General features: G+C 42.0%; 15 protein-coding genes. 3 read left to right on the plus strand and 12 right to left on the minus strand.

The window, feature by feature from the left end:
• Positions 1-46: 46 nt before the first annotated feature.
• Genes HMPREF2832_RS05355 through HMPREF2832_RS05365 form a run of 3 tightly spaced genes read right to left on the minus strand, consistent with a single transcriptional unit; the run spans position 47 to position 1997 of the window.
• Positions 47-877: a hypothetical protein gene (locus HMPREF2832_RS05355; RefSeq protein WP_070505853.1), complete on the minus strand. Its 831-nt coding sequence runs from the start codon at positions 875-877 to the stop codon at positions 47-49.
• Positions 874-1674 carry a hypothetical protein gene (locus HMPREF2832_RS05360; RefSeq protein WP_070505855.1) on the minus strand — a complete coding sequence of 267 codons (801 nt, stop codon included), beginning with the start codon at positions 1672-1674 and terminating at the stop codon, positions 874-876. Before HMPREF2832_RS05360 ends, HMPREF2832_RS05355 begins: the two co-directional genes overlap by 4 nt.
• On the minus strand, positions 1668-1997 hold the full coding sequence (locus HMPREF2832_RS05365; RefSeq protein ID WP_070505857.1) for a PadR family transcriptional regulator: 330 nt from the start codon (positions 1995-1997) through the stop codon (positions 1668-1670). The genes HMPREF2832_RS05360 and HMPREF2832_RS05365 overlap by 7 nt, the downstream gene beginning before the upstream one ends.
• A gap of 261 nt (positions 1998-2258) precedes the next feature.
• On the opposite strand from HMPREF2832_RS05365, the gene HMPREF2832_RS05370 reads away from it, so the two are divergent.
• Positions 2259-4223: a peptide ABC transporter substrate-binding protein gene (locus tag HMPREF2832_RS05370; RefSeq protein ID WP_070505858.1), complete on the plus strand. Its 1965-nt coding sequence runs from the start codon at positions 2259-2261 to the stop codon at positions 4221-4223.
• 99 nt (positions 4224-4322) lie between these two features.
• On the opposite strand, the gene HMPREF2832_RS05375 is transcribed toward HMPREF2832_RS05370, so the two are convergent.
• From HMPREF2832_RS05375 to HMPREF2832_RS05400, 6 genes are all read right to left on the minus strand, one after another.
• On the minus strand, positions 4323-6326 hold the full coding sequence (locus HMPREF2832_RS05375; RefSeq protein ID WP_070505860.1) for an FtsX-like permease family protein: 2004 nt from the start codon (positions 6324-6326) through the stop codon (positions 4323-4325).
• On the minus strand, positions 6319-7086 hold the full coding sequence (locus HMPREF2832_RS05380; protein WP_070505862.1) for an ABC transporter ATP-binding protein: 768 nt from the start codon (positions 7084-7086) through the stop codon (positions 6319-6321). The genes HMPREF2832_RS05375 and HMPREF2832_RS05380 overlap by 8 nt, the downstream gene beginning before the upstream one ends.
• A 177-nt stretch (positions 7087-7263) precedes the next feature.
• Entirely contained in the window at positions 7264-7827 is a 564-nt protein-coding gene (locus tag HMPREF2832_RS05385) for a hypothetical protein (protein ID WP_070505864.1), read from the minus strand.
• Between the two features lie 213 nt (positions 7828-8040).
• Positions 8041-9159 carry a DUF4767 domain-containing protein gene (locus tag HMPREF2832_RS05390; protein ID WP_070505866.1) on the minus strand — a complete coding sequence of 373 codons (1119 nt, stop codon included), beginning with the start codon at positions 9157-9159 and terminating at the stop codon, positions 8041-8043.
• A gap of 83 nt (positions 9160-9242) precedes the next feature.
• Complete coding sequence (locus tag HMPREF2832_RS05395; protein WP_070505867.1) at positions 9243-10100, minus strand: alpha/beta hydrolase; 858 nt, start codon at positions 10098-10100, stop codon at positions 9243-9245.
• On the minus strand, positions 10087-11379 hold the full coding sequence (locus HMPREF2832_RS05400) for a PTS transporter subunit EIIC (RefSeq protein WP_070505869.1): 1293 nt from the start codon (positions 11377-11379) through the stop codon (positions 10087-10089). The genes HMPREF2832_RS05395 and HMPREF2832_RS05400 overlap by 14 nt, the downstream gene beginning before the upstream one ends.
• Positions 11380-11687: 308 nt before the next feature.
• Here HMPREF2832_RS05400 and HMPREF2832_RS05405 point away from each other — a divergent pair, with 308 nt between their 5' ends.
• Both HMPREF2832_RS05405 and HMPREF2832_RS05410 read left to right on the plus strand, forming a co-directional pair.
• Positions 11688-13082, plus strand: a complete 1395-nt coding sequence (locus tag HMPREF2832_RS05405) for an MFS transporter (RefSeq protein WP_070505870.1) — start codon at positions 11688-11690, stop codon at positions 13080-13082.
• Between the two features lie 276 nt (positions 13083-13358).
• The gene (locus HMPREF2832_RS05410; protein ID WP_070505872.1) at positions 13359-14054 is read left to right on the plus strand and encodes a VIT1/CCC1 transporter family protein; all 696 of its coding nucleotides are present in this window, start codon (positions 13359-13361) and stop codon (positions 14052-14054) included.
• Positions 14055-14083: 29 nt separating this feature from the next.
• On the opposite strand, the gene HMPREF2832_RS05415 is transcribed toward HMPREF2832_RS05410, so the two are convergent.
• The 3 genes from HMPREF2832_RS05415 to HMPREF2832_RS05425 form a co-directional block, all read right to left on the minus strand.
• Positions 14084-14623, minus strand: coding sequence for an NADPH-dependent FMN reductase (locus tag HMPREF2832_RS05415; RefSeq protein ID WP_070505873.1), 540 nt, complete (start codon positions 14621-14623; stop codon positions 14084-14086).
• A gap of 345 nt (positions 14624-14968) precedes the next feature.
• Complete coding sequence (locus HMPREF2832_RS05420; RefSeq protein WP_070505875.1) at positions 14969-15991, minus strand: Rpn family recombination-promoting nuclease/putative transposase; 1023 nt, start codon at positions 15989-15991, stop codon at positions 14969-14971.
• A 95-nt stretch (positions 15992-16086) separates the two neighbouring features.
• Complete coding sequence (locus HMPREF2832_RS05425) at positions 16087-17010, minus strand: L-lactate dehydrogenase (RefSeq protein ID WP_070505876.1); 924 nt, start codon at positions 17008-17010, stop codon at positions 16087-16089.
• Between the last annotated feature and the right edge of the window lie 319 nt (positions 17011-17329).

Below are 17329 nucleotides of genomic sequence, written 5' to 3' on the forward strand. Positions count from 1 at the left end.
AAATAATTGAGAGGCTAGGACTTTTGTCCCAGCCCCCCTTTCCTTTCTATTTATCACTTTCCGTCCTATTCTTTTTCAAAGCGCGAATCGTAAACCAATAATAAATAACTAGCCCAAAAACGATGATCACTGTGGGCAGAAGAACTGTCATACCAAGAATATGAACTCCTTGTGCCAAGGTCCAGCGATGTAAGAATCCAACCACTAAAAAGGCGACGATAGGAAAGATGAAAGCTCGTCCAAACTCTTCTTTCCATTGCCAAAGAATGAGAGCTCCGCTAGACCCTGTCATGAGAAGGGCATCCCAAGGACTAGGGACTACAAACCAAGCAAGAGCTGGCAAGAAACGGACCCCCACTATTTCACCAACAAAATAGAATCCTAGAACTAGAACAAATACTACATAAATTGCTTTTTTCGCTTTTTCTTCCGCAAAAATGAGGCGACGAAGGAGATAGAAGATCATCCCAACAGCTAGGAGCCCCAAAATGATGTCGGTCAAATAGACGAGAGGCTTGAGCACAAGGACCGCTTGCGAAGCAAAATCACTTAAGAGGCGATAAAAAATCACAATACCTGAAAAGATAGCCCCATATTTTAGAACAGACCGTGTCGATTCTTTGGGCATATTTTCGATGATTTGGTCTGCCATTTCCTTTGGATCGAGACCAAAATAATCCTTTGCTGTGAGGCCATCCGCTCCTGCTTGCGAAAAATCTACCGCTAAATTATAGACCTGCTCTCTTAAAGCTTTCTCCTCATATAAGAAACCTGCAAGATTGAAATAATCCCAGAGATCTTGGAAATAAGCTTGGTCCTCTTGGCTAAAGGTTTGCATCAAGGCCTGCGTTTCTTCAAAATACATTGCTGATTTCATGCTTCTTCCTTCTTTCTTTGGAGACAAAATACAATAAGGGTCAGGACTAGTCCCATGAGAGGAAGTAGCCAGCCTATTAAATGAGCAGTTTCCTGATTCACGAGACGCATCCAGCATCCTGTAACTAGGAAAGTCAGCCCCAGGACTAGTAGACTCGACATCAAACGATTCCTGCTTCTAAAAGCCATGACCGTAAACCCAAGTAGTACTAGGACAGAGAGAACAATCGCCCAACCATCTGATAAGAAGAGACTCCCAATGTGGCCAAAATAGATCGAAAATAGTCGTACGATGTTCAGAAATACCATCAGGCTGATCACACTGATAAAAATAGCCCAAGACCACTTCATTTCACCATAGCTCTGTTTGGACCAAAGCCACGTGATGAACTGGCTGAACATCAAGAAATTGAGGAGAATGACGACATAGGTTAAAGGTTCGATTTTCAGTGGTGTCATCCAGGTAAAATCCATTAAATAACGCATGCCAACCAAGATCACTCCAAGTAGGAAGACTAGTCCCACGTAAGATCCAAAAGAGCGTTTAGGCAAGTCTGCAAGAACTTGATCCACCATCGCCCGTGGATCCTTTCCAAAATAATCCACCGCCCGAATGCCTTCTTTTTCAGCAACTTTCAGATCGCAAACCATATTGTAGAGTTGTTCACCGAGCGCTTCATCATCATAAAAATAGGACTTGGCCCCAATATAGGCCACCATTTTTTTCACATAGACTTGATCCTCTTTGTTTAGATGAATCAATTCATCTGACATTTTTTCGGTATAACTTTCTACCATTCTTCTCCCTCCTTCTTGATACGTTCTACTTTTGTGACTAGCTCCTGCCACTGGTCCCAAAATTCCTCTAAGCGCTCTCTTCCAGCATCACTGAGTGAAAAATACTTGCGATCGGGACCATCTGGAGACGGCCTCATTTCCCCATGAATAATTCCTTGTTTTTCTAATTTTTGAAGCAGGGGATAAATGGTCCCAGCGACAATCTTATCAAATCCCATCTCTTTGAGACTTTGGATCAATTCATAGCCATAGATGGCCTTTTTAGAAATAATCTCCAGCACACAGCCCTCCAAGACTCCCTTTAATAATTGGGACTCTTTCATCCTTCTCACCTCTTTCTTCACATTTTTCACTAGTTTGTTTTACATACTAGTCTTTTCACTATCAGTATACTCTTTCTCAACTAGTATGTAAAGCATAATAGTAATTTTTTTTAAAAAAATTTTTATTCCTTAAAAATCCCTTAAAATCAAGGGTTTTACTGTATACTGGTGTGTAAATATACAAAAAAAGTTCAAAAAACACTTTATTTTGTAGATTGATTGGAGTATAATAATTAAAATTATTCAAAAGGAGACACGAATATGAAAAAATCGAAGCTTGCTCTTTTAGCAGGTGTCGCCGCAGCTTCAACGCTTTTCCTTGCTGCATGTGGCTCATCTTCTAATGCGTCAAAAGGGACTACCTACAACTACGTGTATGGTACAGACCCTGATTCCTTGAACTATTTGACTTCAAATCGTTCAACTACAAGCGACATTACAACCAACTTGGTCGATGGTTTGTTTGAAAACGATCAATACGGTAACTTAGTGCCTGCTCTTGCTGAGGACTGGTTCGTTTCAAAAGACGGTCTCACTTATACCTACAAGCTTCGAAAAGACGCGAAGTGGTATGATTCAGAAGGAAATGAATACGCTGACGTCACTGCACAAGATTTCGTGACATCTCTAAAATACGTAGCAGATAAAAAATCGGATGCTCTTTACTTGGTTCAAAACTCGGTCAAAGGCTTGGATGACTATGTAAACGGGAAAACCAAAGACTTCTCAACTGTTGGGGTAAAAGCTGTTGATGATCACACTCTTCAATACACTTTGAACCAACCAGAATCTTTCTGGAATTCTAAATTGACGACTGCTACCATGATGCCAGTTAATGAAAAATTCTTGGAATCAGCTGGGAAAGACTTTGGTAGCGTGAAACCAAATGGTATCCTCTACAATGGTCCATACATTTTGAAATCCTTCACTTCAAAATCACAAATCGAGTTGGATAAAAACCCTGATTACTACGACAAGAAAAATGTTCACATCGATACGGTTAAATTGACTTACTTCGATGGATCTGACCAAGACTATCTTGCTCGTAACTTCTCAGATGGGAACCTATCTACTGCTCGTCTCTTCCCAACAAGCTCAACTTACAGCACAATTGAGAAGAAATTCAAGGATAACATCGTTTATACACCTCAAGATTCTACTGTTTACTACGCTTACTTCAACGTTAACCGTCAAAACTACGGTCATACGAAGAAGACGTCTGATGAGCAAAAGAACAGTACTAAGACAGCTCTTCAAAACAAGAATTTCCGTCAAGCCTTGAACTTTGCTTTAGACAGAACTTCCTACAGCGCTCAAGTTAACGGGAAAGACGGAGCATCAAAAACTCTACGTACCCTTCTAGTTCCACCAACATTTGTGCAAGCCAACGGAAAAGACTTCGGTACGCTCGTTGAAGAAAAACTTGCCGCAACAGGAGATGAGTGGAAAGGTGTGAGCTTTGCAGATGCTCAAGATAGCTTGCATAATGCGGATAAAGCCAAAGCGGAACTTGAAAAAGCGAAGGCTGAATTGCAATCACAAGGTGTTCAATTCCCAATCCATATCGACTATGTCGTAGACCAATCTTCTAATGCTCTTGTCCAACAAGCAGACTCTATGAAGAGTTCTATTGAAACAGCTCTTGGTAAAGACAATGTCGTGATCGATGTACAAAAATTGTCTACAGACGATGCAGACAACGCTACTTACTTCGCCCAATCACCAGATCAAAAAGACTTTGATATGGATATCACAGGTTGGGGACCTGACTTCCAAGATCCATCTACTTACTTGGATATCTTAAACCCAACAGATGGTTCAACCTTGACTGGTATGGGACTTGATCCTAAGAAAGACCAAGCGCTCATCGAAAAAATTGGTTTGAACCAGTACAAAGAATTGTTGGATGCTGCTAATGCTGAAAAATTGGATACCAATGCGCGTTATGAAAAATATGCTGCTGCCCAAGCTTGGTTGACTGAAAACGCAATGGTACTTCCAATCTACTCTAAGGGTGGAGTTCCATCTATCACGAAGGTAACGCCATTCTCAGCAGCAAATTCTGCAATTGGTATTAAAGGTGAATCAAGCTTCTTCAAATACCAAAAAGTTCAAGATAAGACAGTTACAACTGCTGACTACGAAAAAGCTTATAAGAATTGGTTGAAAGAAAAAGAAGAATCAAACAAAAAAGCGCAAGAAGAACTTGCAAAACACGTGAAATAATCGTGATAAAAAACACCGGGGATTATATCCCCGGTGTTTTTTGTGCTAACAAAATGTTGTATGTTTCATCTTATTTCTAATCTTTTATAGACTCGAATGCTATCTCACGACAATCTTCCGATAACTTCTAGAAGTCAGAAGAAAGACAAGGACATAGGAGATGAAGAAGACAGCGCAAATAGAAAGAGTTGTTTGAAGAACCAAGCCCGCATTGGTTGCTCCTAAGATAGCAACGATCTTTGCGATCATCTTGTAGGCTACTCCTAGGTAGAGGAAGGAGAAGAATAATGGAAGGAAAAAGACGGTGAGTATCTGTTTGCGAATCGTGGTGGTCGTTTGTTTTTGGTCCAATCCTACTTGTTGCAAGATCACAAAATTTTCCCGGTCCTCATAGCCCTCTGAAATCTGTTTGTAGTAAATGACGAGTACTGTAGCTAATAGAAAGATGACCGATAGGAAAATCCCAATAAAGAGGAGAGTCCCTGCTGTTTCACGCCAATCTTTCTCTATACTGTATCGATCAAATCCACCAAAATAAGTCGCATCATATTGACTGATTTTGTCTGTCGAATACAGCTCTTTGATCAAGCCAGAAATAAAATCTTGGTTATCTTTATTTTTGGAACTAATAGAGAATTCCAAATTTTTATCAACTTTTAGTCCCAGTTGGTTCAAGTCAGGGAGGACCAGGTACAAGCCCATTTGGTGTTGAAACAGGTCGGATTGAGGGAGTTTTCCTTGGATAAAATTGGAGTTTAATTTTTGTTTAATCGTGAAGGTCTTCCCATTGATTTCAAACTGCGAGTCTAATCTTCCAGGATACTGATACCCATAAGCCAAGATTTCATTTTCCCCAAGCTCAACTTTTTGCCCGGTCAGTTGCTCATAAGTCGCCTGATCAAAAAAGTAGACTGTTCCTTTTGACTTCAACTCCTGACCAGTTGATGGAGTGGACTGGTCATTCACCTCTAACACCTTTCCATCTATCCTTCGAATTTCAGCTGACCAGTATGTTGTCTGTGCCACCTGATAATCTGACAGATGTGTCGCGTCAGCTGTTTTCTTAATTTGAGCTTGAACATCCTCGATAACCGGTTCTATCTCAGCATCTGAAGGCATATGCCCCACACTAATCATGTAATCAGAAGGGTAAACAGTATCTAGGTAATTCTGCCCTCCAATAAAGATATTGAGCGACCCGGTTAAGGTGACCAAGACCATGGTGGAAAGAATACTAATGGTCGCGAGGCCCGCTGCATTTTTTCGCATCCGAGCTATTAAGTTGGAGACAGATATAAAATTCTCTGGCTTGTAATAATAGGATTTCCGACCTTTGAGAAATCTTAAGAAGGTAATAGAGCCTGCGTTGAATAAGAGATAAGTCGCTAGAATGACCAAGATGACAGCAATAAAGAATCCTTGGACAGCCGCAACTGGCCGCTCAACGGTTAGCGCCATATAAAAAGCAATTCCTAAGAGCCCTAGTCCTAACAGAGTTTGAACCAGCAAGAAGCGTCCCTTCTTCTCTCCTGCTTTCTTTTGCTGCATAAGGTGGAGGGAACTGTAGCGCAAGAGGCGGAAAGAATTCAACAAGAGAATGAGGCCAAAAGCTAAGGCTAACCCAAGTAAAGTGTTAAGAACAGCCTCTATCTGGAAGGTTGATTGAATGACGACTGGTAAACCCATACATTTTAGAAGCACGGCGAAAATCAAGCGATCAAACAAGAGTCCCAAACCCAGTCCTACTCCAACTGTGAGAACATAGAAGAAGAGCAATTCCCATAAGGTCATGATGAGGAGATGCTTCTTCTCCATTCCCAGAACACTGTACAAGCCCAGTTCTTTGGATCGATTTTTCATGACGTAGCCATTGGCATAAGCCACCAAAATGATGACGACCAGCTGGACGACGAAACTGCCAAAACCAAGAACAGTTCTCGCCGATCCCCCTCCGTAAGAATCCTCTAAATGAGGGGTCAATGACAGGGCGATAAAACTATAAAGGATCATGGTCGTTAAAATAACAGCCAAGGCAAAGGGATAATAGAGCTTGCGATTTTGTTTGAGGTTGGAAAGAGCTAATTTACTTGTTAATTTAAACATCACGATCCTCCTTCCCCGCCATGACCGTCAGGGTATCCGAGATTTCTTGGAACATCTGACGCTCCGTTTTTTCTCCGCGGAAAATCTGATTGTAAAGAATCCCGTCCTTGATAAAGAGCACGCGCTTGGCACGCGCTGCTGCTGCGGTTGAGTGGGTCACCATGAGAATGGTTTGGCCCATGGTATTGATATCTTCAAAAACGTCCAGCAAAGCAGCCGAAGACTTGGAATCCAACGCCCCTGTTGGCTCATCCGCCAGGAGAATTTCTGGTGAAGTAATAATGGCCCGTGCTACAGCCACCCGTTGTTTTTGCCCACCAGAGATTTCGTAAGGGTATTTTTCTAAGAGCTGGTGAATGCCCAACTCCCGACTCACGCTATCTACCTTGCTCATCATTTCCTTGACTGGTCTGCGAGAAAGCACCAGAGGGAGAAGGATATTGTCCTTGACAGACAAGGTGTCGAGCAGGTTGAAATCTTGAAAGACGAAGCCTAGTTTTTCCCGACGGAAACTGGACGCATCCTTGTTTTTGATGGTCGAGGTATCTATTCTATTTAGGTAGACCCGTCCTTCGGTTGGCTGGTCCAGCATAGCCAGGATATTGAGGAGAGTTGATTTCCCGGATCCTGATTCCCCCATGATGGCGACATATTCGCCATTTTCAACGGTAAAATGGATATCCTTTAAGGCTTCAACCTGCGTTCCTTGAAAGCGGGTTTTGTAGATCTTTTTGATATGTTGAACGTCTAGTAGGGTCATGGTCCGTTCCTTTCTAGCTCGAAAAAAGCTTCAATCGTTTTTTACAAATCTATTGTACTAAAACTGAAACGCTTTCACCATAACATAACCTTACATTTTCCCCTTTATTTCTTACATTTTTGTAAGAAAACAAAAATAGGCTAGAACTTGAGGTCCTACCCTATTTTCATTGATAAATTATTCGGCTGATGAAGAGAGCAATGGTGCAATTGATTGATAAGCACCTTCAAGAGCTTTTTGGGCAATATCGCGAGCATTTTTCAATTGTTGTGCGAATTGACTACGAGCTTGTTCAGGAACAACTGTATCATCAGAACCTGCAGCTGAAAGTGTATCGTTAAATGTTTTTCTTGCAGTCTCCATAGATTGGATCGCAGGATCTACTTGCTTATTATAGGCATCTTTACCAGATGCTGGGATCTTGTCACCAATCTCTTTGACATATTTTGTGTAGTTGTCAATCATTTTTCCATAAATGGTTTTCATATCACCAAGTGTTTTGGCGTTGTCGATTTCTTCATCAGTTAACAAGACAATTTCTGGAACATCAACAGAAGAGGTTGCTGATTTAGATGATTTTGATGAACTGCTTGATTTGCTTTCTGAAGTAGATGATTTTTCTACTTTGCTAGAAGAAGCTTTTGCATCTTTGCTTGATGATTCTGAAGCAGTTTTACCAGAACATGCTGCTAATGTTGCAACAGACAAAAGAGCCACACCGGCTGTAAGAAGTTTTTTCATATTTTTTCTCCTATAAATAAAGAATGAATATATTTTAAATGATTTTCCTTTAATTGTCAAACATTCTCTGTTTTTAAATGAATATATACCGCTAATTATCACTAATTTTTAACATATTTTATATCCTAAAAATTATTTCTTTTATTGTATTTTTATTCATTATTTGAATAAACAAAACCAGAAAAACAGTCCTTTTCTGGTTTATTCTTCTTTTTATTGATGAAGCAACTGCGTAAATTCTTCTTGAAGTTCCTTGTTATCCGTTGGTTTTAGATACATTTTTCCACCATTGGTCGTTGGAGAATGAAAGACAATGCCTTCTCCTGTATCTGTAATGGCAAAGAAATAACTATGCACATCTGGATACTTGTCCCAATTGCTATAGCGTTCCACGATGCGGTATTTTGCATTTCCTTGACCAGTATCTGTATAAATGGCATCCATCTTACTATTTTCCCCTAGAGTATAGAGGTTGTCTGGTCCTACATCACCGCCAGCGATGCCTTTTTGATAGTTGGGTTGGCCCATCTTTTCGCCCCAGGTCTTCATAAATTCTGCTAATTTTGCTGATTTTTCTGCATTCCAAGGCGTTTTTTCCTGGCTTTGGCTATTTCCCGCTGATGGTGCGCTGTCAAAAGTGTGCCAGTCAAAAGCCTTGAGATCCAGTTTATCCTCATCCGATTTCCCAAAGAGGGCATTCAGATCTGACCCCGGTACTTGGACTTCTTCTTCCTGGACTTTGGTCGCGGCTTGAGGCGCCTTTTCAATCCGTGAGAGCACAGCTACCCCACGGCCAGTTCCTGACATCCAGCTGACTTCTAAGACTTCTCCTCCCTTATAGAGGGTCGTCGCATTGCGCGCTCCACCGTGTCCAGCGACGAAACCTTCAGCTAGTAGAGTCGGTTTTTGGTTCTTGAGATAGTAGACTCCCGTCACAAAGTAGCTTCCATCGGTCTGCTGATTGGTGACGATCATTTCATCTACCCCATCGTTATTTAAGTCCTTAAAGGCATAGCGAACGGCATCTGGCTGATTGATCACGGTCTCGATCACCCAGCTATTGATCATCCGATCTTCTTTGGCTAATGCATCATTCAATTTGGAAATAGCATCTAAATCTTTTGAAGTGGCAAAAATCTTTTGGTAGTCTGAAAAAACAGACTGGTATAATTGTTTGTTATCTGCTTTTTTCGCTTGTTTTTTTGCTGAAGTCTGGCTCGTTGTAGCCTCTTTTTTGGGACTGGACTGGCGCTGATATCTCTGGTAACATCCTGTCAGTAAGACCATACTTGAAGCCACTAAGCCCAATTGCATCCAATATCTTCTTTTCATCTTATTTCCTATAGTCTCCCTTATTTTCATACTAAACTTTATTATACTAAAAAAAAGGTGAGGAAGGAATCCCTTCTTCACACTTAGTTTATTTTATTCGGTTTGGTTCGACGATCCGTTTGACTTTCAATATGCTGTTTGACTAGTGCAACGACCTCATCATTCGTCGGAAGGTCCGAGTGCTGGGCATCTTCGCCCGTTACGGTAATCTCCGTATAGCTCGCTGCTTGGTTTTGGTAGATATATTTCCCAGCAGAAACACTGGCATCTGGGACCAACTCATCTGAATCATAGGTAATGGTCCCTGCTACTGAATACATATGAAGGGTTGTCGGGATAGCTTCTTTTCCCTTGATAAAATCGGCCAACATCTCAGATTTATTTTTGATATTGGTCTCCGTGAAATTGTAGGGAGTTCCGATGGTCATAAGGGTCTTGAGATCCACATCATAATCCCCTAGATAATTTTCAATAAAGGCTGTATAAATCAAGCCACCGTTGGAATGACCCAAGCCCTTAAAATTATTAAAATTATATTTTTCTTGAAGGGCTTCAAAGGCCTGATTAAATAGTTTGGCTTGCTTTTTAATGTTGCTATAGCCATCTTTGTTGTTTTCAAAACCAACCACAATTACTGGCTCATTGTCCTTGGCATCAATACTTCCACTATAGGTGATATGCCCATCATTCCAAACTTTGACCTTGAGCAGGCTGTGTTTGGTTCCTTGGCGGTCTTGGTTGAGCTTGGTCACCAAGCCATCAAAGCGGTTCTCTGTCGCTGAGCTTCCCGGGATCATGATGATGGGAGACAATTTTGAATTATAAAATTTCTCGATTCTTGAAACATTGGTCCGAGTCCAGCTATAAGAAGGAATGGCTAAAGCGATCAAGAAAAGACTGACCAAAGTAAGGACGATTGCTGTTTTTTTAGATGGCTTCATCGCTTTCTCCTTTCACTTTTAAATCTTTTCGGATACGATTTCCCATGCGGACAAATGGTAGATAAAGGAGCACATCGACGGCAAAACAAAATATACTTACAGCTAAGGCTCTCAGACTTCCTCCGGTTCCAATAAAAGCATAGAGAAGGCTAGGAGTCCCATCTGGCACCGGATAGACGGCTGCTGGCATCAGCTTGAAGCACAAAGCTACAGCTGCTATTCCCATATTCACCAAAGGGATCAATAAGAAGGGAATCACATATAGGAGGTTGAGAAGGACCGGTATTCCTACCATGAAAGAAGCCCCATTGTTAAAGAGACTTGGAAACAGACTGAGGAGGCTGACTTTCTTGTCCTTTTGACTTCGTGAAACCAGCAGGATCGCTACCAATAAGGCTAGAACTGCACCAATTCCACCTACCAGACCAAAACTGCGGTACAAATTGGTCAAGGTATAGAGATGAGGAATGCCTGTCGTTGAATGATGGGTCACAGCGTAGGTGAGATTTTCCAAAGCAAAGTTATCATCCGCAATTGAGTTCAAGGCAAAGGCTTGACTATTACCAAACCAAGCAGATAGCCCACTAAATAGTCCCATGACAAAGGTGGACAAGAGATGATGACTGCTTACCGTGAGAGAAGCCAAGAACTGTCGGATAGTCTGAAAAATATTAAATTGATTTCCAAGAACCAAAAGAAGATTGAGGCTGACCCCTAGAACTAAGGACAAGAAAATGGGACGCACAGTCTTGGGCTGATAGATGAAATCCTTGTCCACAATCTGGTCGTCACTAGCCTTGGATAGACGAAAGATTTGCCCGATTAGATAGCCTAAAAAAATCGCTAAGACGATATTGGTCGTCGCAGGTAAGTTGATATGCGTCAGTTGCCCATCATTGAGTGGTCTCACCAACAATTCCTGGGACCCTACAATCAAGCTGACCAAAAGAGCGGTGACACCTGCTGTCCCTGTACTTCTACCATAGTGCCCAGCTGTATATTTTCCAGCGAAGTAGGTCACTAACGGCCCAGCTAGACCTCCTAAAAAATTAGAAAAATTAATGAGGACTTGACTAATGGCCTGATCCCATGGCAACCAGCTATCCATCGAAAAGAGCTGATGGATATAGCCTCGATCGGAGAAGACCGATAGAGCGATCACCCGAATGATTCCAGAAAATAGGAAAAAAGGAAATAAGGAAACCAGGGTTTTCTGGGAAATTTGAATCAAACTTTTTTCTCGTAACCAGAAAAACTTCTGGACTAAATACTTGGTCATGGGGCCTCCTGTTCGAGTTGATTGACTTATTCACGTTTACTGCTTTCTTCTTATTATATCATACTGGCGAGCCTTTCCTTTCGTTTGGAGAAGCATCGTCTTTTGAGAATGCTGTTAATATTTTCAAAACTTTTCAAAAACTCTTTGACAGGGGTCTTCATTTCCTCTATACTATTTGTTAGCTAACAAAACGATGGATCAGGTTAGCATCGGTCCCACTATGCTACCTGACGGAAAATCAGATCGTTACCATGATTTTTATACCATAGTCCATGTCTATAGGAAGATTTAGGAGGAATCAGACACCGATGTCACAAGAAAAAATTTCAGCCAAGGTCCTGTATGCTATTTTTGCAACAGGGATCCTTTCCTTTTGCGGGGTGGCTGGAGAAACTGCCATGAATATCACCTTCCCAATATTGATGAAGGAATTTGAGATCAATACCGCAACCGTCCAGTGGGTCACCACCATCTATCTTCTAGTCGTTGCCTGTGTAGTCCCCTTATCTGCCTACCTCAAGCGCTCTTTTAAAATGAAGTCCACCTTTTTAGTTGGAAATCTCCTATCTGTTTTAGGTGTTCTCATTGACTTCCTAGCTCCAAGTTTTGGCTTTGTGGTTTTGGGTCGATTGGTCCAAGGAATGGGGGTTGGTTTTGCCCTTCCTCTGATGTTTAATATCATTTTAGAGCAGGTCCCAAAACGCAAGATCGGTCTCATGATGGGAGTGGGGACTCTGATTACAGCTATCGCTCCAGCCATTGGGCCTACTGTCGGTGGTCTCTTGACGGCCAACTTTGGCTGGCGGTCCATCTTTTTGGTTCAATTCCCGATCCTTCTAGCTTCGCTAGTTGCAGGGCTTCGCTCCATTGAGCAAATCAGTACAGTCAAGCGGGAAACGCTTGATATCATGAGCCTTCTTGCCATTATTGCTTCATTTTTAGGCTTGATTTTAGGGATTCACGGTCTTTCTGATCATGCTTTCTTTAGTTTTTCTGTCCTTGGTTGGCTGGTGATTGGTTTTTTGGGACTGGTTCTCTTAGTCTGGCGGTCCAATCAGTTAGAGACTCCCATTATCAACCTTGCCATCTTAAAGAACCATCTCCTCACTGGCCATGTTCTTGCCTTTTTCACCTTCCAATTAGGTTCTCTGGCCATGAGTTTCCTCTTGCCCAATTATGTCCAATTGGTCAACCACTCGAGCACCACGCTTGCAGCCTTGATGTTGCTTCCAGGAGCCATCATTGGAGCAGGTTTTGCTCCCTTCTCTGGTCTCATTCTAGATAAGTTGGGCGCTCGCAAACCGATTCTCCTTGGAGCTGCTTTAATCCTTCTAGCCCATTTCCACTTCACCCTTTTTGCCCTGAAGCTGACAAATGGCTTGATTCTCATCTTTTACATGATCTTCATGACCGGTATGGGACTGGCCTTTGGCAATATCATGACCAACGGACAAAAACAACTTTCTCTGGAAGAGCAACCCGATGCGAACGCGATCTTTAACACTCTGCAACAATTTGCAGGCGCTGTCGGAACAACCCTGGCTTCACTGATCGTTGCCATGAGCCAAGCCAATCAAAAGATGGACTTCACCCAAGCCACTGCTAAAGGAAGTCGCAACGGTTTTATGGTCTTATTTGCCTTGGGCATCTTCCAACTCCTTCTCTTATTTTGGGTTGTTGGGAAAGAACAAGATACGAATTAATTTTTCTCATCAGAAAACAGCAATTTGCTGTTTTTTTGTTATCCTTTTCTGACCCGTGTGACAATGCCATCAGTATCCTCAAAGGTAAAGTCACTTCCGCTAAATAAACCTTGCTAGAATAGGCGTATGCCCTATTCTTTCTTTTTTGCTTGCAATGCCAAAGATTATAACTTAAATTTCATTAAATTGTCGAACTTTTATCATTTGAGTTAAAATCCTTGCTTTCTTTTTGTATTTTATTTATAATCATTCTAAATAAGATAAAGGAGACATTGTATGACTGAAATGAAACATGGAGTAGATGAATCATTTAGCGATCGATTGAATATCTTGAGAGCCGCTGTTCTCGGGGCCAATGATGGGATTATTTCTATTGCTGGGGTGGTGATTGGGGTAGCCAGTGCTACACCAAACATCTGGATCATTTTCCTATCTGGCTTATCGGCGATTCTGGCAGGTGCCTTTTCGATGGCGGGCGGTGAGTATGTCTCTGTTTCCACACAAAAAGACACGGAAGAAGCTGCTGTGAACCGCGAACAAGCCTTGTTGGATCGTGATCCAAAGTTAGCAAGAGACTCTCTCTACCACGCTTATCTTCAAAATGGAGAATGCGAAACTTCCGCAAAGATTTTGACAGAACGGGCCTTTCTGAAATATCCCCTCAAAGCCCTGGTCGAAGAGAAATATGGTATCGAATACGAGGAGTTTACCAATCCTTGGCATGCTGCTGCATCTAGCTTCCTTGCTTTTTCTGTTGGTTCCCTTCCTCCAATGCTCTCGATCATTCTCTTTCCAACTGCCTATCGCATTCCGGTGACGGTCTTCGTTGTTGGACTATCCTTAATCTTCACTGGCTATACCAGTGCGAAACTGGGAAAAGCACCAACCAAGCAAGCCATGCTTCGCAACCTCATCATTGGACTTCTCACCATGGGTGTGACCTACTTCTTCGGGCAACTCTTTAGTATCTAAAAAGCTGAGACTTCTGTCTCAGCTTTTTCTTATGCTTCTAATAGATCTTGTGCTTGTTTTTTCAGTCCTTCCACTGCTTCGTCCGTCAAGATTAATTCACCTGTTCCCCAGGCTTCTGGGTTTACGGTTGTTCCAGTGAACTCTCCAACTACTTGAGTTCGAACGAATGGCAAAAGCGCTTGGTATGCCGCAAACATTGGTTCGTGTCCAGCATTGGCAACTGAAGAAACCGTTACGATCTTGTCTTGAAGGGCAGATGGACCACGAGTTTCTGACAGGTCAAGGGCACGGCTAAGCCAGTCGATCAGGTTTTTCACTATACCTGGAATCGCAAAGTTATAGACTGGCGAGAAGATCCAGATGACATCCGCAGCAAGGACTGCATCACGCGCTGCTTGCACTGCTGGTAAGGTTGGCGTTTCCAAATCTTGGTTCATCATTGGGATGTCTTTGTAGTCCAAGTAAGTCACTGTTGCTTTTCCTTCAAGAAGGCTTTCTGCTTTCTTAGCCATTTGGTGGTTAAAAGATCCTTGACGAAGGGATCCGACAATAAATAAAATGTTTTTCATAGTTGTTTCCTCTTTCTGTTGTAAGAATTTTTGTTACAATAGCTATTATACACGATCATAATGTAATGTCAAGGATTACAACTCGGACATTTTAAACTTTTATTCCATTTCACTAAGGATGGGCCAAGAAGAATGAGAAAAAAGGTTGGACAAAAGTCTCCAACCTTCAATAAATCATAACCGTATAAATCTGTAGAGGATCAACCTTCAATAAATCACAACCGTATAAATCTGTAGAGGATCAACATCCAATAAAAACGATCCCCAGACGATCTTTACAATCCATTTTAGAACTACTTTTTTATAAGCAAGGCAATTCTCAATCCCAAAATTCTGTTCGCGCTACTACGCCTCGTCAGACGAATCCGTAGCCAACATTTTTTGGATGGATTCGCAGGATAAATCTGTCATTTCAGCAATCATCTCGATACTCATCCCCTTCAAAGATAGTTTTTGAATCAGAGACTGCTGACCAGCTTGAACTCCCAACTCCATGCCTTCTTGTCTGCCTTGTTCCAATCCCTGTTCGAGACCACGCTCGAGTCCTTGTTCAAGACCTTGTTCGAGTCCCTGTTCAAGACCTTTTTTCAACCCTTTCTGAAAACCGGCTTCCAGTTGTTCTTTCCGAAAGGTATCCATGCTCATTTCCCAATTTTCTCTGATACGAATCCGTTCATCAATCATTTCTTTTTCCTCCCTTGTCCAATTTGATGGGATCAGGAGTGATTCTGCCTGCTCGATCACTTGGTCTGGTTGATGACTGAATGGGCGATTGCCAAAAAATTCAAGCCATTGTCTCCAGTGAGCATTCAACTCCGTATCTCTACTTTCATTATACTTATCCAACTCTAAAAAGGCAACCTTTAACATATTATGAGCTACTCCATCCTTTCGAGAGCTATAAAGAGGTGTCCCATCTACTGTATGGCGCATTTCATAGACATTGACAGGTGAATCTAAATGAGGAAAAATACTTCGCTCCAGGATAGCGATCCCATAGACCGGCTCCAGCTCCTGGTACATAGAATGGGTTGCCCCTTTCTTTCGCTTGCGTTGGACATTTTCTACCAGTTGATTGGCTAAATAATAGTGAAAACGATTCAAGAAATACTCTTGCTTCAAAACTTGAATCTCAATGATGACTTCAAGCCCACTATCTAGTCTTGCTCTCACATCAACGGATGTTTCAAAAGGAAGATCTCCTAAAAACCCCTGCTCATGGATCTGGTCTCCTTCTAAAATCTCAACGGACTCTACTGGCAGATCCAATACTTCGCGGATGAATTTGGCTGTCACATCCGGTAGACTAAAAATCTTTTTCGCCATTAAATCCAAGGTGGGCGATACATACTCGTGTCGTTTCTTCATAGCAACCTCCGATGATTTCGTATAGGGAGTCCCCTCACTTATACCATTCGAAAAAATTGCAGAAAATAAGCCAAGATTTCTCTTGGCTTTTACTTTTATGCATGCTCCAATCCTTTTCGTGTATTTTCTTTGATAGTTTCGGCTGAATGGAGCAATTTTTCTTTTTCTTCTTCTATCAAATGCAAATCCAATCGTTCAAGAATTCCTTTTCGACCCACGATCGCTGGGTAGCCAAGATAAGTTCCATATTCTGGACGATAGTTAGACACTGGCATTTCCTCGTGGCTATCATTGATCACAGCTTCTGCCAAGCGTTGGGCTGCTGCTGCAATCCCAAAATTGGTATAGAATTTGCCAAAGAAGACAGTGTGGCCACCTCGCAAGGATTCATAGTTGATGGCGTCAAGCTCTTCTTGTGAGAAGAGATCGGTGATGGCGTGTCCTTTGACACGGACCTGACTCCAAGCAACAAATTGAGAATTTCCATGTTCACCAAGGTTATAGCCTGATACACTAGCAGGAGAAACCTGCAAACGATCAGCAACTGCACGCTTCATGCGTGCTGTATCCAGCAAAGTTCCTGTCCCAATCACCTGCTCTTTTGGAAGGCCGGTATATTGTTGATAGAGTTGAGTAACCGCATCGACTGGATTGGTCACTACTAATAAGACCCCGCTAAAACCAGAAGCCTTCAAATCACGTCCCACTTGTACCACTTGCTTACTGGTAAAGGGAAGCTCCGCAAAACGATCATTCGTGTTATTGGCCTGAAGCTCGATATTTCCCAGAGTAGAGACCACCACATCCGCATCTTTAAGAGCAGTATAATCATTGACCGTGATATGCACTGGATAACCTGTATTGGCAACCATATCACAAAAGTCCAAAGCATCTGCCTTGACCTTTTTTTCATTGGTATCAATCAAGACCAAGTGATCACAGGTGTGTTTCAAAATCATGCTGTGGGCCAAGGTTGCACCAACATGGCCCAAACCAATAATACCAATTTTTCTTGTCATCAGAATCCTCTTTTCTAGTATCGATCACACTTTTGGTGAGGATAGCTCTTTGTTGACTTTATTCTACCACAATTCCAGCAAGCCGGATGAAAAAAATAGAAAAATTTACAAGTTTTTTCAAAAAAGTGCGGAGGTGGGACGACGAAATCGCATTCTAACAAATGACCGATTTCTGTTCCACTCTCATTGAAGATAAAATTTTCTAAAAAACTTTCCTTAGGTGAGTACGGACGTCAGCGAACTTCATAGAAGTTCCATGACTTAGTTTTGGACCTAAGGTTCCAAAACTCCCGAGTGCCTGAAACAATTGCGTTTCAGG

This window comes from Streptococcus sp. HMSC073D05 (assembly GCF_001812015.1).
GTDB lineage: Bacteria > Bacillota > Bacilli > Lactobacillales > Streptococcaceae > Streptococcus > Streptococcus parasanguinis_D.